This is a genomic window from Leptolyngbya sp. AN10 (assembly GCF_050565645.1).
Taxonomy (GTDB): Bacteria; Cyanobacteriota; Cyanobacteriia; order Leptolyngbyales; family Leptolyngbyaceae; genus Leptolyngbya.
In genome coordinates, this window is sequence record NZ_JBNXVP010000004.1 from 150,746 (window position 1) to 162,726 (window position 11,981).

Below are 11,981 nucleotides of genomic sequence, written 5' to 3' on the forward strand. Positions count from 1 at the left end.
TTTACTCAACTGACGTGACGGTTATCTAACAGATATGACGGGTAAATCTCCAGAAGCCCGATTTCGGCGTGGACCAAAAATGACGGGTAAATGCTCATTGACGAAAAGGGCTTCAATAATTCGTACAAATTCAGGATTGAGCGTTATCAATGAGATTGGTGACGGCTACCTCGCGCACGCGCATGAATGGCTTTTTTGCTCGCGTTTAGGGCGCTCAGGGCAGGTTAGAGGACGGTTGCGCTCGCCCAGTTATGCTAATCACAGATGAATCCTCCCCCATCTGTTCCCTACGCGCTACGCGCTTCGGTCACTGAGATGGGGGTGTCCTGATCCTCTAGAATTAACATCAATATCACCTGAGTTAATCCATAGTCCAGACAAGGTAAGGCGGGATTCTCGCTGAAGTAGGGATAACTTTTGTCCCTTGATTCCCTAGGGTCGTTTCCGCCACAGGCTTAAGCTTTAGCCAATATCTTGCACCGATATTATAAGCAGCGTTCAGATCGCAGTTGTAGCGCTTCCCAGTGCTGAATGTCGCATTTGCTCGATTATCACTATCGCGTCTGAGTTTGCCGCTTCCATCGTAAGCATAACTACTTGTACCGCGAGGATTAATGAACGCAACCTTTCCACCCTGCTCTTTCCAGATTTGCTCAGTCTGATTGACGATGCCACGATGCAGCCAACCATGAAAGCGTTGCCGCAAGGTGGAGCCGCGTTTTCCGGCTGTCGGTCGCCATCCTTTGAGATGCTCAAACACGATCGTCTTGACGTTGTGCTGTAGAGCAATCTGAACAATGCGACGGGCAACAGTGCGACTAATCTGGGTGTTGATGTTTCGAGATTTACGGTACAAGGCTTGGCTAAAGCCTTTGTGCAGTTTGCCTCCTTTCCCCATCGTGAGCGATGCCTTGCTGCTAATCCGTTGCAGGCGTTGATCTCTCTGGTCTATGTCTCTGCCCATGTGAATGAACTCACGGTGCTTTACAGTGCCATCAAGACTAACGACTGCTACGGTTGCCGTGATGTTAATACCTAGATCGACTGAAACAACAGAATTGGTTTCAGTTCGACTTTGAGGCTTACACCAAAACGGCACAGACAAGGTTGCTTGATCGTCTCTCACGATGAGGTGGGGAGACTGTTGAGAATTGCTTTCGACCTGATGACGCAATCCTCTTTTTGCGACTGGGATTGTGATCCACACCCAATCGCCATTCTTAAATGCTTTGATTTCTACCGCATCTTTCTGATACTTGATGCACTGACCTGCATAGAGAGCGGGATAGCAGCCTGTATCAGCATTGAGTCTGGGTGGAAGTGCATCACGTCGCTTGCGATCGCCGCTTTGCCAAGTTCGATAGCGTGAAACAAATGATGAAACCTGCCCCATGCAAAACATGATTGCGGAGCGGCGATAGTAGCTTGGAAATTTGTAGAAGCGTCTAGCAAAGTACCAAGCATATCTAGCGCCCGGATTCTTTTTTGTGCTATGAATGAGTCTTTCGACCGCAGGCACAACCCTGTCAGAATCGAGCGAACCAAGCGTATCCCAATGCGTATAGACAACACCGATCAACGCTCGGCAATAGGAACGAAAAAGAGAGACGGTAGAACTGAGTGCTAATAAATCATCAGCACTGGGGCGAAGTTGCCACTTATCAGTTCTTACCGTCTTTCTCATGCGGCAATTCCCAGAGAGACGTTTTTACACCAACTCAAGTAGACCGCCTTGAAAGGAGTCGTTGATTGTTGCGGTATAAACTCGTCGAATGACTCAACAATCCAGTCTCTCGGAGTAGGTTCTACCAGCGTTTCATGATCAGTTCGGCTGTAGTTCATTAATCGTGTTCCGACCGTGGGTGCTTGTCCCAAAACCTTGAAACTGTTTTGAAGGGAAGGCTTACCCATCGCCTCTATCGCAACCTCAAAGGTTTCTTCTGTGTCAAACAGATCCCACTGCTCCGTAGGTGGAACATCAAGCGAGTTTGGATGAACAAAAACAACGACGGGCGTTATATCGTTTCCTTGTTTGCTATACCGAACCTTTCTAACAACGCTCCAGTTCTTGTCTCTCCACATCGAAATCAGATCTTCGATGCTGGGTTCAACTCCCGACCACTCAACGCGAATGCTTGTCTCTCCTTCGAGGCAGACGGATTCTTGGCAGGCTAAGTAAATGAGCAAATTCATACTGTTTCTCCTATCGACGATAACGGTCGTAGTATCCAGGTGTTGCGTCTTTGCCTTGAAACACGCAAACAAACCTTAGCGGATCTCTTGGGTTTCCTGAGTCGAGGATTTCGCTTAGCGTAACTCTTCTTCCTTGCTGCTGAAATCGCTTCTCCATCTCTCGACAAGCAGAGCGCGTCGCAACCGCATGAGTCTCTCTCTGCCCCTCAATATTTCCGGGATCTTCGATTTTCAGGTAGTGTTGTTTTCCGGTACTGCGACCTTGCCACACATAATAGGCAATCCCGCCCACAACCGCCACGCCGACAAAAATACACCCTACGCCTGTTGAACATAATGCAGGTGCAAGAATCTGGACTTGAGCCTTTGCAGGTCTTGGGGTTGCTGTAATCGCGATAGACCCAACCAAAACAACTGCTGTGATTTGTTGAATTTTTCGTATCATGTATTTGCCTCGCAGTCTGGTGATTTCGGACTTTGGGGTAGTCGTCTCGATGTTGTGTTGACGCACAACACCGAGGCGCATTTGTTTAGAGATTATAACAGTACGCCTGTACAAAATCGGGCTACGTTATCGAATCTTGATACTCGCTACGTTCTAGAAGTTTAGCGGATTCCTCATCGACCTCAATTCCTCGACAAGCTACGCTTGCCATTGATCAAGAGGTCAATTCGTCACCCGCTTCGCCCTTGACTCCAACCTGCTCCACTCCGAAAGACGCTACGCTGTTTCTGCGTTCCGCGAGGTTGGAGAGTGCGGGCTGTTCCCGTTCAAAGCAATGAAGTCGATCGATCTGTCTACAGGAAATGTATTGTCGAATCTATACTCAGTCTCATCTTTGAGTTCAGAAAAGCCGCCCGTTGAGTAGAGACGGCTTTCTACGAAGCTTAGATGTCTTGCTTAACCAGTTCATTCAAGCTGTTGGACGTGCTTGATGCTGGCATTCTTGGAAGGTCGATCGTTGGAATGCTCAATTGAACACCGTACTTACTTAACCAGGGCAGAAGCGCCAAGTCGCAATATTTCCGAGCATTGCGACTTGCATTGACGAGCCAATTAGAGATAGAACCGATCAGAGTGAACATGGCAATTAGGTCTTGCCACATCTGATGATGGTTAACCGAAATATCTGCCGAGTTCGGGTTGGAGACAACATCGATTCTACGGCTTAGGTACGCTCCAAGAGACGTGATCATGATGAATGTAAACATGAGAAGAAAATCCTCCATAGTATTCGGTGGCTGGAGAGTCCAGCGGATCGACTTCTGCTTAGAGAAGCACGATCGCTGAACCCTAATAACCGTAATAAGAACTACTTGACTAAAAGATTAAAAGCGCGATCGAGACTCGAACTCGATGCCTGCATCCGACTCAACCGAGCGGTTTTCTAGCGGCGACCATTCACGCTGCTTCACGTTGTCTTGGCTTTGAGTGCGTTTCATTTGCTGTCTTTCGCTGGTTGATAAGTGATTGACTGCCTACAAATTTAATGTTAGATGTCGTGCCTATTCTCAGGGAGTTGCATTCATTAGCGTCAACTCACACCCGCTTCTCATCTTTTGCTTAACCTCCCCTGGTCGTGAGAGGATTGCCAGTTCTCGTTACCGTCTTGTCTGGCGCAGTAGGAAGAGAGAATTTGATTAATCGCCCAAAGCACTCACGGCGATTCCGATCTGCAGTCCTATAAAGCTCATGTATCGGAGTACAAGCACCAATGTTAGGGTCGGAATTGTCGTTTTCTTAGTCTCGACTTGACATACCCTGTAGGTAGAGGCTAAGGCGATGCTACTGAATTGTGGGTACAGTTCCCTGAGTCGCACTACTAAAGCCTGCGTTTCTGGCTACCCGGTTTCGCTTGTTCACGCAGCAAGGAAACACGGCAAACATAAAACGCTTGGAGCCTAACCCCCAAGTGAAACACCAGTCAGAAAACTGCTGGCTGTCTTGTTGTCCCTGGACTTATCGGCTTGATGCCGCCTCATCTCGCTTTACGGGGTCATTCTGTTGCGACGGTTCAGTGTAATGGTTCAAGATTTGTGAGGAATTTCACTTCGCTACAGGCTTCGCCCTGCTGGAGAGTCCTGCTCTCCCCGGTCTGGGGTTCCTCCCCCGCCGTAATATCAATATATAGTTTGTATATACAAATGCCAATACATTTATTGATAATTTTTAGAATTATTTTGTACAAGTGGTTGAACGATGAAAAGCAATAGTATTTTCAGCACTTCTAACCGTTACCAATAAGAGCGCTTCAGAAAGTCGATCGAGTCATCAGGGTTTAATTTGTGTACTTCGTACATCCATCGCAGGTCTTTCGTAGAGGTTCTTCGGAACACCACAAGTAACAGCGAGTAACTGTATCAGGATTTAGAAATCGGCACGATGAATAAGGAATTCCTTGATCGACAGGAAAAAGGTCAGATTCTTCAAAGAATGAGACATCTTCATCGTCGAGAAATGAGATATTCTGCCTAACGCGAGTTTCTTCATTGTCTGGGTCGCTTTGACGGCTGGCAGTTAGAGCGACGGCGATCGCACCAATCAAAGATACTAGGGTAATGTTCGTGGTTTTCTCTGAAAGTGCCGATGCCTGTTCTGAGTAAGACGGGTTAGAAGACTTAAACGCGATCGACGTTGCATAAGCGCCGACGCTGATAATGAATCCTGCAATTGTCGCGATCGAGCAAAGACACCCAACTCGAATCAGTAGTTTGAATTGCCACTGTGAAAGTTCAAATTTGCTCATGTTGAAACCTTGTATTAAAACCTGACGCTACAAACTTACTTATGCCTTAGACAATTCGTAATCCGATCGTTTCAACAAACTCAAGCGTTTTCTCCCAAAACTCATCTTCTTCAAGGTCATTTCCGGCTTCGTCGGCGGCAACCTCCGGATAGTTCTCCTTCATGTATTGATAAAGACGAACGACGTTCTCTGGATTTTCTGGTGAAAGCGCAACTGAAAGAAGTGCTTTATAGCAAGGTGAATCAGGGGTGAGCGGATTGATCGAATATGCCGCAGTTCCAGGAGCTTGCGCTCCGTTATTTTCGTCCCAAGCATAGCTATCTCCACCCGCAACCCCATTAATCATATCGCCTTTAATTACTCGACCATGAACCCTAATCTGCTCAGTATAATTTGCGGAATTGCTGCAATTTGCTTGAGTGTTTTCATTCCAGGTCGATCGTGGTGTGAAGCTAGTGTTGCCTTGAACGTAGTCCCCTTCGATATGCTGTGTGTAGCTGTAATTCCCGTCACCGATGATTACTCTTTCATCACCTGCAACCTTGTCCGTGCTTCCTGAGTGTTGATTTGCGCGTTGCTTCAGTTTCCCAAAAAAATCGTTCCATTCAGGCGATCCCGGCATCGCTCCAGATGGGAATTGTTCATCGCCGCCAAAGTTGATAACTCGCCTAGCCATAGTATTTGTCCTCATTGATTGGTTGAATTAATTTCCGCTTCTCGATGCCACAGTTCTGATGCTGCGCCGGAGCGGTAAGCGATCGCGCGTTGAATGTCGGTCTCACTAGGTGTATGAACCGCGCAAGCGAGTTGGAGATGCTGGAACTGCAAAGCATTCACTTCGATACAGCTTGCGACGCAAACGGCAATGCAGTACTCTGGCGAGAAATACATTTTGTCGCGATCGACTGGACGATCGTCTAAATCTTCATTCCAATTGATCACTGCTCCCCAGGCGACATCGATAGCATTTTGACTGGGTTCAACCTGCAACAGAATGGGCGTTGTGTATTGATGCTCTCCGTCCTGCACTTCAATTTCTGCCAAGGTATAGCAAACATTGTCCTGAGATGAAACAATTTCAATTGCATCTGCCGCAGCGATCGTTTCATAGAGAGTATCGAGTTCTTGATAAAAATCGAGCGGCTCGAACTGTCCACCACCATTAGCAATGTTCCTGAGCAATGTTCTAGTCTCCGAATCGTAAATCCCCGGCGCGTATTGTTGATAGCAGCGCAGTGCCGCAAGAATCGCAACCGTTTGTCGATTATCTAAGCGAGTCACGCAATCTCTCCTTCGTCTTGAATCTCCTCATCGTCGTCCTGTAAGTCATCCTCACAATCAATCTGGGGATCAGTTTCGATCTCGTACAATCCCTCAATGTAAAACGTGCCTTCCTCGTAGAAAGCAATGCCGCCATGCTTGCTCTCAAAAACAATCAAACCCTTTGAATCAATCTCCTTGCGCCCACCGAAAACGACCTTGATCGGCACAATCCCGATTAATCCTGCATCTACTAGAAAGACTTGTTCGGTCAAGGCGCAAGTGTAGCAACCATCGCCATGAGCGGTGCTAACCATGAAGATTGTTGTATTCTTAAAGTTGACGATCGACTCATAGAAATGTCGTGAAGCTTCTTTCACAGCGTTCCAGTCAACAGTGTTGAAGCAGTAACTCGGATCTCCGATAACGTATTCGCCAGGAGGAAATTTGTACTCTTCGATCATTGTAGTCATTTGTGTCTCCTTACATCCAATCTTTCAACAATGCTTGACGACGAGGATGGCGGAGTTTTCGCATCGCTTTCGCCTGAATCTGCCGAACTCGCTCACGGGACAAATTGTACAGTTGACCAACCTCTTCGAGCGTGTGTGTTTGTCCATTTAAGCCAAATCGAAGCTCGATAATGTCGCGTTCTCGATCGCTCAAATCCGACAAAATCTCATTAAGTTTTTCATGCAGCAGATGGCAGTCGAGACGATTATTCGGGCTAGTCGCATCGTCGGCATTGATCAGATCAATTAATTCGGTGTCTTCATCACGTCCAACGAAGCTATGGAGCGATTGTATTTTTTGGGCTGCGGTCAGCATTTGTTCAAACTTGCCTTCCTCCATGTTGAGCGCAGTAGCAAGTTCTTGCTGAGTCGGTTTGCGTCCGAGTTCTTGACGAAGTTCAGGCTGTACCTTTTTAAGCTTACTAAGATTTTCAACTATATAGACCGGAAGCCGTACCGTGCGAGATTGGTCAGCGATCGCGCGAGTTATGCCTTGACGAATCCACCAGTACGCATAAGTTGAAAACTTGTAGCCCCGCTCATGTTCAAACTTCTCAGCGGCTCGCATTAATCCAGCAGCACCTTCTTGAATGAGATCGAGGAATGGAACACCCCGATTCAGGTACTTCTTAGCAACCGAGACGACAAGGCGCAGATTAGATTGCACCATGCAACGTTTTGCCCGTTCTCCTGTCGCTCCACCTTTCGCAATCTCCTTAGCAAGCTCAATTTCTTGGGCTTGTGTTAGCAGTGGATATCGTGCCATCTCTCTCAGGAACATTCCAACTGAGTCATCTGTCAGTCCTAAATCTGCGCTAGACTGTTGACGGAGTGTTCCTTCTAAATCAGCGAGATCTAGGGATTCAACCTCTAATTCTGGCTCTACTTTGGTTGATTTACTCATTGCAGATTGCCTTTAACCTGACTAAAAATTTGTGTTCTAACAATGTTTAATGTTCATGGCGCGATCGGTTTGAGTTCCATCAGGAAAAGCGGTCGATCGAGTGTGAGTTTCGATCCAAATTCGGTGATCGCGTTGTGCGCCCATTTTGTCACGAGTACCAGGCGCAATGGTTCTCTTCGAGATAGATGCCGCCATTAGTTCGAGAACAACGGCTTCATCTTGTGCATCGTCGATGATGCGGGCAATAACAGCAGTTCCAAAAGTAATGGCAGTCATAATAGTGCTTAAACGATAGAGCCGATTACCTGTGACAAAAAGAATGACAGTTGCAAGTAGTGACACACCTGCAATGCCCGTCAATGTCAGTGCGGTTTTATGCCATCTGTCCTTCATTTCGTTTCTCCGATCGATGTTTTGTGGCGCGGAATCATCCAGTAAAACCGGGGATGCCCAAAGTGCTTTGTAAGCTTGAGCGTGCGTTTACAGTGCGGGCAAATGACTTGTTTAGGTGCGGTGTGTGAACTCTCGATAATCCTAAAGTCAGAGGCGCGATCGGAGGTAGAACCACTTCCTATGCACCAGTTATTTGATCTCGCCATCTACGGCTTCTCTCCTAGCTGTTTGATGTTGGCTGCGATCGTTAGCAGTTTGAGAAATTTACTCAATCCATCGTTATTAAGTGTTTCAGTTGCCGGAATATTTACTCCAGCGTCAGAAATTGCAATTTCGATGATGCGCTCGTTGCCTAAATCAGTTGTATAGGTCGTTGAGAGGTAACACGTTTCTCCAGACCTTCCGATCGAGAAGTTAGGTGTTGGGTGCATGATGTTTTCCACCAGTCTTCAAAGCTTCAAAGGCAGCATCACAAACTTTGTTGGCGTTGTATAAGGCTAAAGTTGCTTCAGTTAGAGCAATAAAATTGCTATCTGTAGATTTTCGACTGAATCTGTCTGATGCAATCGTAAAGGCATCCTTGCACTTATCCCAAACATCGCACGCTGCTGCGTGTTCTGCGTCGAGCTTTTTCTTGTTCTTAGTTAATTGCTGCCCGTTCATTCACGTACTCCAATCGTTACAATGATTCATCAACTTTGATTGTTTGTGGGGAAGCTCATCAATCCGCGTGCCCACAGTTCAAGAACATCGCCACGATTGACTTTTGTTCGATCTGCGATCCCTTCGAGCCACTGGAGAGCGGTGTTTGTGAGGGGGAGATGCAGACCAATCTTCTTCTCACCGTAGCTCAGTCCGGTACGATCTCTTTTGTTTGCCTTGTTGTGGACAAGATGCTGAACGTTTTCCCAATCTACTTGGATTCCGTCGTTGATCGGTGGAGTGTTCGATTCACCGCTGATCACAGTCGTGCGAACGACGACAAGCCGAACTTTCTGATGCTTGCGAGCGATCTCGCAACAGGCTTTTGCATACTCCAGGTTTTCGGTTCGAGAGCAACCATCGGGGAGACGAAGCTCGTGCCAGTAAGCCTTCCCGCTCAAACTGTGGGTTGCGGGCACAAGCCCCTGAATTGAGTAGTACTGTTCGTCTTTCATCATCTGTCTTTAGGTTCGAGGATATTAACTAACCCTCATGAGTATCAATATACGAATTGTATACACAAATGTCAACACTAATATAAATAATCTCAAATATTATTTTGTATAAAATTTCTAAGCAATAAAATCAGGGATAGGGAATTCAGTAAATGAAGCGAGATACGTGTCGTTCCTGAACTGCTAGTTTTTTGTACAAACTTTTTAAGTGAGTAGTTCAAAAGCTCAAGTACGAACTATGAATGCAAGTACTTTAACATTTAGTATTGACATTTGTATATACAAAAATTACGCTGATTAATAACATAGACTGCATCTAGGAGAGCAGCAATGAGCTACGGAGAGTATTACGTCGGGCAAGTCTGGGTAGACGAGCAAAAAGAGGGAGTCGCGGTCGTTGAGTATGTGTCCGAGGACGGAAACTGTGCGGCTACCCGGATTCAGTCAGGGCGCAATATGAAAGTAGGCGCGTTGATTCACTATTACGCCTGGGATGGCTTTCCACTCGGCTGGAAGGTTCAAGAGTGCAAAACTGCTCCGAGTGACGAATCGCTAGAATCGCTTTTTGAGGAGTTCAATTCTTTCGTTGCAAAGTGCCCGTACCTGATCCAAAGGGATTATTCAGAACAGCAAATTCAAGCAGCAAGAGATAATGCTAAGTTGTACGGCTTTGAATCTGAAGTTACGGATGAAATAGCAATCTTATTTCTTGATTGGCATTACTCCAAGAAAACAGAATACGGCACGATCGAGGAGGTAATTGAAGATAGTTCTGGAATTAATGGATTAAAGACTAATGGAAACCTACAGCAAGCAGAATTCTGGAGCGAACATCTTTTGAGCTAGATGAATTCAAACTCTGCTCCGCTTAGTCATTCGAGAAAGAAAGTGTTCCAGTCGAATTTGATTAAGGATAAACATGGGAAGTTATGGCGAAGTCTGTTGAATCACAAACTGCCCGATTCGAGAGGGCGATCTTGTTGGGATAATGCTTGTTGAACAGCTTCTCAAGGGCTATTACGACAAATCTGATGTTGATGCCATTTACCGCCCCCGCACGATCGTTGGACGCGGCATTTACGATGGTTACGGGTAGGCGCATTTTGACACAAAGCAACCGGAATTTGAGATGATGGTTCTTGCGATCACTGGGATAGCGCCGGGTTGTTGTTCACCCCTGGGAGAATCCCAATTATGCAAGCGGCGACAGTCTTTATCAAGGCATTGTAGATGTCAAACTCGATCAATCAGTTTCAATGCCAGCGCTGCATGGGCAAATCTACGCAACTGAGTATGTCGCTGTTTCAGAAGATAAAGTTCGCTTAATTGGTCCTGCTGTCGTTTCTGATGACTGTGCGAAGCTGTTGACAATAAACGCAAACATTCAACCGTTCAACGATAACTAAAGAATTTGACCGTATTTACTAATAATTACTGGAGATTCACAGATGTCAATGTCATCCGAACAAGAGAACCCGAAGTTGCGCCAAGTTGAAGTTGATTCAATCCAAGGAGTCTTGGATGTATTTCAAGAAGTTCTCAATTGGTGCGGTGAGATAAACGAAGACGAGGCTCGGCTCCCGATAGATATTGTTCAAAAAGCTCGGCAAGCAATTAATACGGCAACTATACTCTTTCAGCCAGAAAAGCTTCGCTCCGATTTGCCTGACTCTCCTGAATGGTGGGCGAATGCTTTTGGTTGCTCGATCAAGGAGTGGACTCAAATTGAGTTGCTCATTCGGCAAAAGGTTGGGGGAGATCGTCCGCTCAGAACCTTTCTGCTGATTAGCCCTAATCCTTCTATTGATCATGATTCAATCAGAAGTGTTCAAGGCACAAGTCTCAAGGATGCGATCGAGCGATTTAAGACTGAGGCTTTGGCACGGATGGGCGACTGTGACGAGCGTGTAATGAGCTATTACGGAGAGTGGCAAATTTACGAGAAGTCTGAGCCAAGCAAAGCGCTTGTGTATCAAGGAACGGTTAGCGAGGTCGCAGCGTTAACACAAGATGAGGAGGAGGATGCTCATCTTCTCACTCCACAGCAGCACCGTCTGATTCATCTCGCTCTTCAATTCACTGCCGCCAATGCTGCTGAGTTGATTGAAGCGCTTAACGTTGATGACGATCGCCCAGAAACTCTTCCTGATACAGTGGCAGAGCAATTGAACAAACTTGCTCAATGCTTCGAGCATCCTGTCTGGATCAAACGGCTTAAGGCTGACCGAGTTCCATTGCCTGATCTCTGCCTCAAAACGCTGCTAGACATTCAAGGACTGCTCAAATCGGGATTTGATACTAACATCAAGGCTGTTCTTCGTGAAGAGACTCGTCCGATCGATGGACTGAAAGACACGATTCTCAGTCTTGCCCGTACTCGCGCTGAGAGCCTTGGTATTTCAGTGAAGCAAGTTCTGAATGATGTTTATCCTGAAGATGATGACGAAATTGAAGCAATTCAAGTAAACAAATAGCGAGAGTCACCAAATAATGAATATTGAACAAGCCACAATAACGCTAGGTCAGGAGATTGGAGATTCCCGCCTCGAAGCAATGTTTGATGAGATTCATCAAATTCATCTTGAGTATTCAAACGGCGCTACTTGCGCTAATTGGTGGCACAGCAGCACTCGATTAAACTCGTCGCTCAAAACTGAGCCAGGAAGCGGAGAGTTTTTGTTGTTCGATGAGAATGCGGTTCTCGTCGAGTATAAATCTGAGTGGGGATCACATCCCGTCATCTGCCAGCGTCGCGGTAGTGCAATTGTGTACAGGACAGAGAAAAGTTGAATTGCACATAATGGAACTATCCTTA

17 protein-coding genes are annotated in these 11,981 nt (G+C 46.4%); 4 read left to right on the top strand and 13 right to left on the bottom strand.

What is annotated here, in order from left to right; translation table 11 throughout:
* Nucleotides 1–361: 361 nt before the first annotated feature.
* The 13 genes from ACQ4M5_RS07210 to ACQ4M5_RS07270 all read right to left on the bottom strand — a co-directional run bounded on the left by ACQ4M5_RS07210 (nucleotide 362) and on the right by ACQ4M5_RS07270 (nucleotide 9,169).
* On the bottom strand, nucleotides 362–1,684 hold the full coding sequence (locus ACQ4M5_RS07210; protein WP_430674903.1) for an IS200/IS605 family accessory protein TnpB-related protein: 1,323 nt from the start codon (nucleotides 1,682–1,684) through the stop codon (nucleotides 362–364).
* Nucleotides 1,681–2,193 (bottom strand): hypothetical protein, encoded by a 513-nt coding sequence (locus tag ACQ4M5_RS07215; protein WP_430674904.1) that lies wholly within the window; start codon nucleotides 2,191–2,193, stop codon nucleotides 1,681–1,683. Before ACQ4M5_RS07215 ends, ACQ4M5_RS07210 begins: the two co-directional genes overlap by 4 nt.
* Nucleotides 2,194–2,203: 10 nt before the next feature.
* Nucleotides 2,204–2,638, bottom strand: a complete 435-nt coding sequence (locus ACQ4M5_RS07220) for a hypothetical protein (protein ID WP_430674905.1) — start codon at nucleotides 2,636–2,638, stop codon at nucleotides 2,204–2,206.
* Between the two features lie 443 nt (nucleotides 2,639–3,081).
* On the bottom strand, nucleotides 3,082–3,405 hold the full coding sequence (locus tag ACQ4M5_RS07225; RefSeq protein WP_430674906.1) for a hypothetical protein: 324 nt from the start codon (nucleotides 3,403–3,405) through the stop codon (nucleotides 3,082–3,084).
* Nucleotides 3,406–4,472: 1,067 nt separating this feature from the next.
* Nucleotides 4,473–4,940: a hypothetical protein gene (locus ACQ4M5_RS07230; protein WP_430674907.1), complete on the bottom strand. Its 468-nt coding sequence runs from the start codon at nucleotides 4,938–4,940 to the stop codon at nucleotides 4,473–4,475.
* 46 nt (nucleotides 4,941–4,986) lie between these two features.
* A complete protein-coding gene (locus ACQ4M5_RS07235; protein WP_430674908.1) occupies nucleotides 4,987–5,616 on the bottom strand; it encodes a hypothetical protein in 630 nt (209 codons plus the stop codon).
* A gap of 11 nt (nucleotides 5,617–5,627) precedes the next feature.
* Nucleotides 5,628–6,221 carry a hypothetical protein gene (locus tag ACQ4M5_RS07240; RefSeq protein ID WP_430674909.1) on the bottom strand — a complete coding sequence of 198 codons (594 nt, stop codon included), beginning with the start codon at nucleotides 6,219–6,221 and terminating at the stop codon, nucleotides 5,628–5,630.
* Nucleotides 6,218–6,673, bottom strand: coding sequence for a hypothetical protein (locus ACQ4M5_RS07245; protein WP_430674910.1), 456 nt, complete (start codon nucleotides 6,671–6,673; stop codon nucleotides 6,218–6,220). The genes ACQ4M5_RS07240 and ACQ4M5_RS07245 overlap by 4 nt, the downstream gene beginning before the upstream one ends.
* A gap of 10 nt (nucleotides 6,674–6,683) precedes the next feature.
* Nucleotides 6,684–7,616: a sigma-70 family RNA polymerase sigma factor gene (locus ACQ4M5_RS07250; protein WP_430674911.1), complete on the bottom strand. Its 933-nt coding sequence runs from the start codon at nucleotides 7,614–7,616 to the stop codon at nucleotides 6,684–6,686.
* 36 nt (nucleotides 7,617–7,652) lie between these two features.
* Nucleotides 7,653–8,009 (bottom strand): hypothetical protein, encoded by a 357-nt coding sequence (locus tag ACQ4M5_RS07255; RefSeq protein WP_430674912.1) that lies wholly within the window; start codon nucleotides 8,007–8,009, stop codon nucleotides 7,653–7,655.
* A 206-nt stretch (nucleotides 8,010–8,215) separates the two neighbouring features.
* Nucleotides 8,216–8,440, bottom strand: coding sequence for a hypothetical protein (locus ACQ4M5_RS07260; protein WP_430674913.1), 225 nt, complete (start codon nucleotides 8,438–8,440; stop codon nucleotides 8,216–8,218).
* The gene (locus ACQ4M5_RS07265) at nucleotides 8,424–8,672 is read right to left on the bottom strand and encodes a hypothetical protein (protein WP_430674914.1); all 249 of its coding nucleotides are present in this window, start codon (nucleotides 8,670–8,672) and stop codon (nucleotides 8,424–8,426) included. Before ACQ4M5_RS07265 ends, ACQ4M5_RS07260 begins: the two co-directional genes overlap by 17 nt.
* A gap of 29 nt (nucleotides 8,673–8,701) precedes the next feature.
* Nucleotides 8,702–9,169, bottom strand: coding sequence for a hypothetical protein (locus tag ACQ4M5_RS07270; protein WP_430674915.1), 468 nt, complete (start codon nucleotides 9,167–9,169; stop codon nucleotides 8,702–8,704).
* 327 nt (nucleotides 9,170–9,496) lie between these two features.
* Here ACQ4M5_RS07270 and ACQ4M5_RS07275 point away from each other — a divergent pair, with 327 nt between their 5' ends.
* The 4 genes from ACQ4M5_RS07275 (at nucleotide 9,497) to ACQ4M5_RS07290 (ending at nucleotide 11,956) form a co-directional block, all read left to right on the top strand.
* Nucleotides 9,497–10,012 carry a hypothetical protein gene (locus ACQ4M5_RS07275; RefSeq protein ID WP_430674916.1) on the top strand — a complete coding sequence of 172 codons (516 nt, stop codon included), beginning with the start codon at nucleotides 9,497–9,499 and terminating at the stop codon, nucleotides 10,010–10,012.
* Between the two features lie 410 nt (nucleotides 10,013–10,422).
* Nucleotides 10,423–10,572: a hypothetical protein gene (locus ACQ4M5_RS07280; RefSeq protein WP_430674917.1), complete on the top strand. Its 150-nt coding sequence runs from the start codon at nucleotides 10,423–10,425 to the stop codon at nucleotides 10,570–10,572.
* Between the two features lie 42 nt (nucleotides 10,573–10,614).
* Nucleotides 10,615–11,640, top strand: a complete 1,026-nt coding sequence (locus ACQ4M5_RS07285; RefSeq protein WP_430674918.1) for a hypothetical protein — start codon at nucleotides 10,615–10,617, stop codon at nucleotides 11,638–11,640.
* Between the two features lie 16 nt (nucleotides 11,641–11,656).
* Entirely contained in the window at nucleotides 11,657–11,956 is a 300-nt protein-coding gene (locus ACQ4M5_RS07290) for a hypothetical protein (protein WP_430674919.1), read from the top strand.
* Nucleotides 11,957–11,981 lie beyond the last annotated feature (25 nt).

What these genes read in the sequence shown, in the direction of transcription:
- ACQ4M5_RS07210 (WP_430674903.1), bottom strand. Translation starts at nt 1,684, where the DNA reads ATGAGAAAGACGGTAAGAACTGATAAGTGGCAACTTCGCCCCAGTGCT.
- ACQ4M5_RS07215 (WP_430674904.1), bottom strand. Translation starts at nt 2,193, where the DNA reads ATGAATTTGCTCATTTACTTAGCCTGCCAAGAATCCGTCTGCCTCGAA.
- ACQ4M5_RS07220 (WP_430674905.1), bottom strand. Translation starts at nt 2,638, where the DNA reads ATGATACGAAAAATTCAACAAATCACAGCAGTTGTTTTGGTTGGGTCT.
- ACQ4M5_RS07225 (WP_430674906.1), bottom strand. Translation starts at nt 3,405, where the DNA reads ATGTTTACATTCATCATGATCACGTCTCTTGGAGCGTACCTAAGCCGT.
- ACQ4M5_RS07230 (WP_430674907.1), bottom strand. Translation starts at nt 4,940, where the DNA reads ATGAGCAAATTTGAACTTTCACAGTGGCAATTCAAACTACTGATTCGA.
- ACQ4M5_RS07235 (WP_430674908.1), bottom strand. Translation starts at nt 5,616, where the DNA reads ATGGCTAGGCGAGTTATCAACTTTGGCGGCGATGAACAATTCCCATCT.
- ACQ4M5_RS07245 (WP_430674910.1), bottom strand. Translation starts at nt 6,673, where the DNA reads ATGACTACAATGATCGAAGAGTACAAATTTCCTCCTGGCGAATACGTT.
- ACQ4M5_RS07250 (WP_430674911.1), bottom strand. Translation starts at nt 7,616, where the DNA reads ATGAGTAAATCAACCAAAGTAGAGCCAGAATTAGAGGTTGAATCCCTA.
- ACQ4M5_RS07255 (WP_430674912.1), bottom strand. Translation starts at nt 8,009, where the DNA reads ATGAAGGACAGATGGCATAAAACCGCACTGACATTGACGGGCATTGCA.
- ACQ4M5_RS07260 (WP_430674913.1), bottom strand. Translation starts at nt 8,440, where the DNA reads ATGCACCCAACACCTAACTTCTCGATCGGAAGGTCTGGAGAAACGTGT.
- ACQ4M5_RS07265 (WP_430674914.1), bottom strand. Translation starts at nt 8,672, where the DNA reads ATGAACGGGCAGCAATTAACTAAGAACAAGAAAAAGCTCGACGCAGAA.
- ACQ4M5_RS07270 (WP_430674915.1), bottom strand. Translation starts at nt 9,169, where the DNA reads ATGATGAAAGACGAACAGTACTACTCAATTCAGGGGCTTGTGCCCGCA.
- ACQ4M5_RS07275 (WP_430674916.1), top strand. Translation starts at nt 9,497, where the DNA reads ATGAGCTACGGAGAGTATTACGTCGGGCAAGTCTGGGTAGACGAGCAA.
- ACQ4M5_RS07280 (WP_430674917.1), top strand. Translation starts at nt 10,423, where the DNA reads ATGCCAGCGCTGCATGGGCAAATCTACGCAACTGAGTATGTCGCTGTT.
- ACQ4M5_RS07285 (WP_430674918.1), top strand. Translation starts at nt 10,615, where the DNA reads ATGTCAATGTCATCCGAACAAGAGAACCCGAAGTTGCGCCAAGTTGAA.
- ACQ4M5_RS07290 (WP_430674919.1), top strand. Translation starts at nt 11,657, where the DNA reads ATGAATATTGAACAAGCCACAATAACGCTAGGTCAGGAGATTGGAGAT.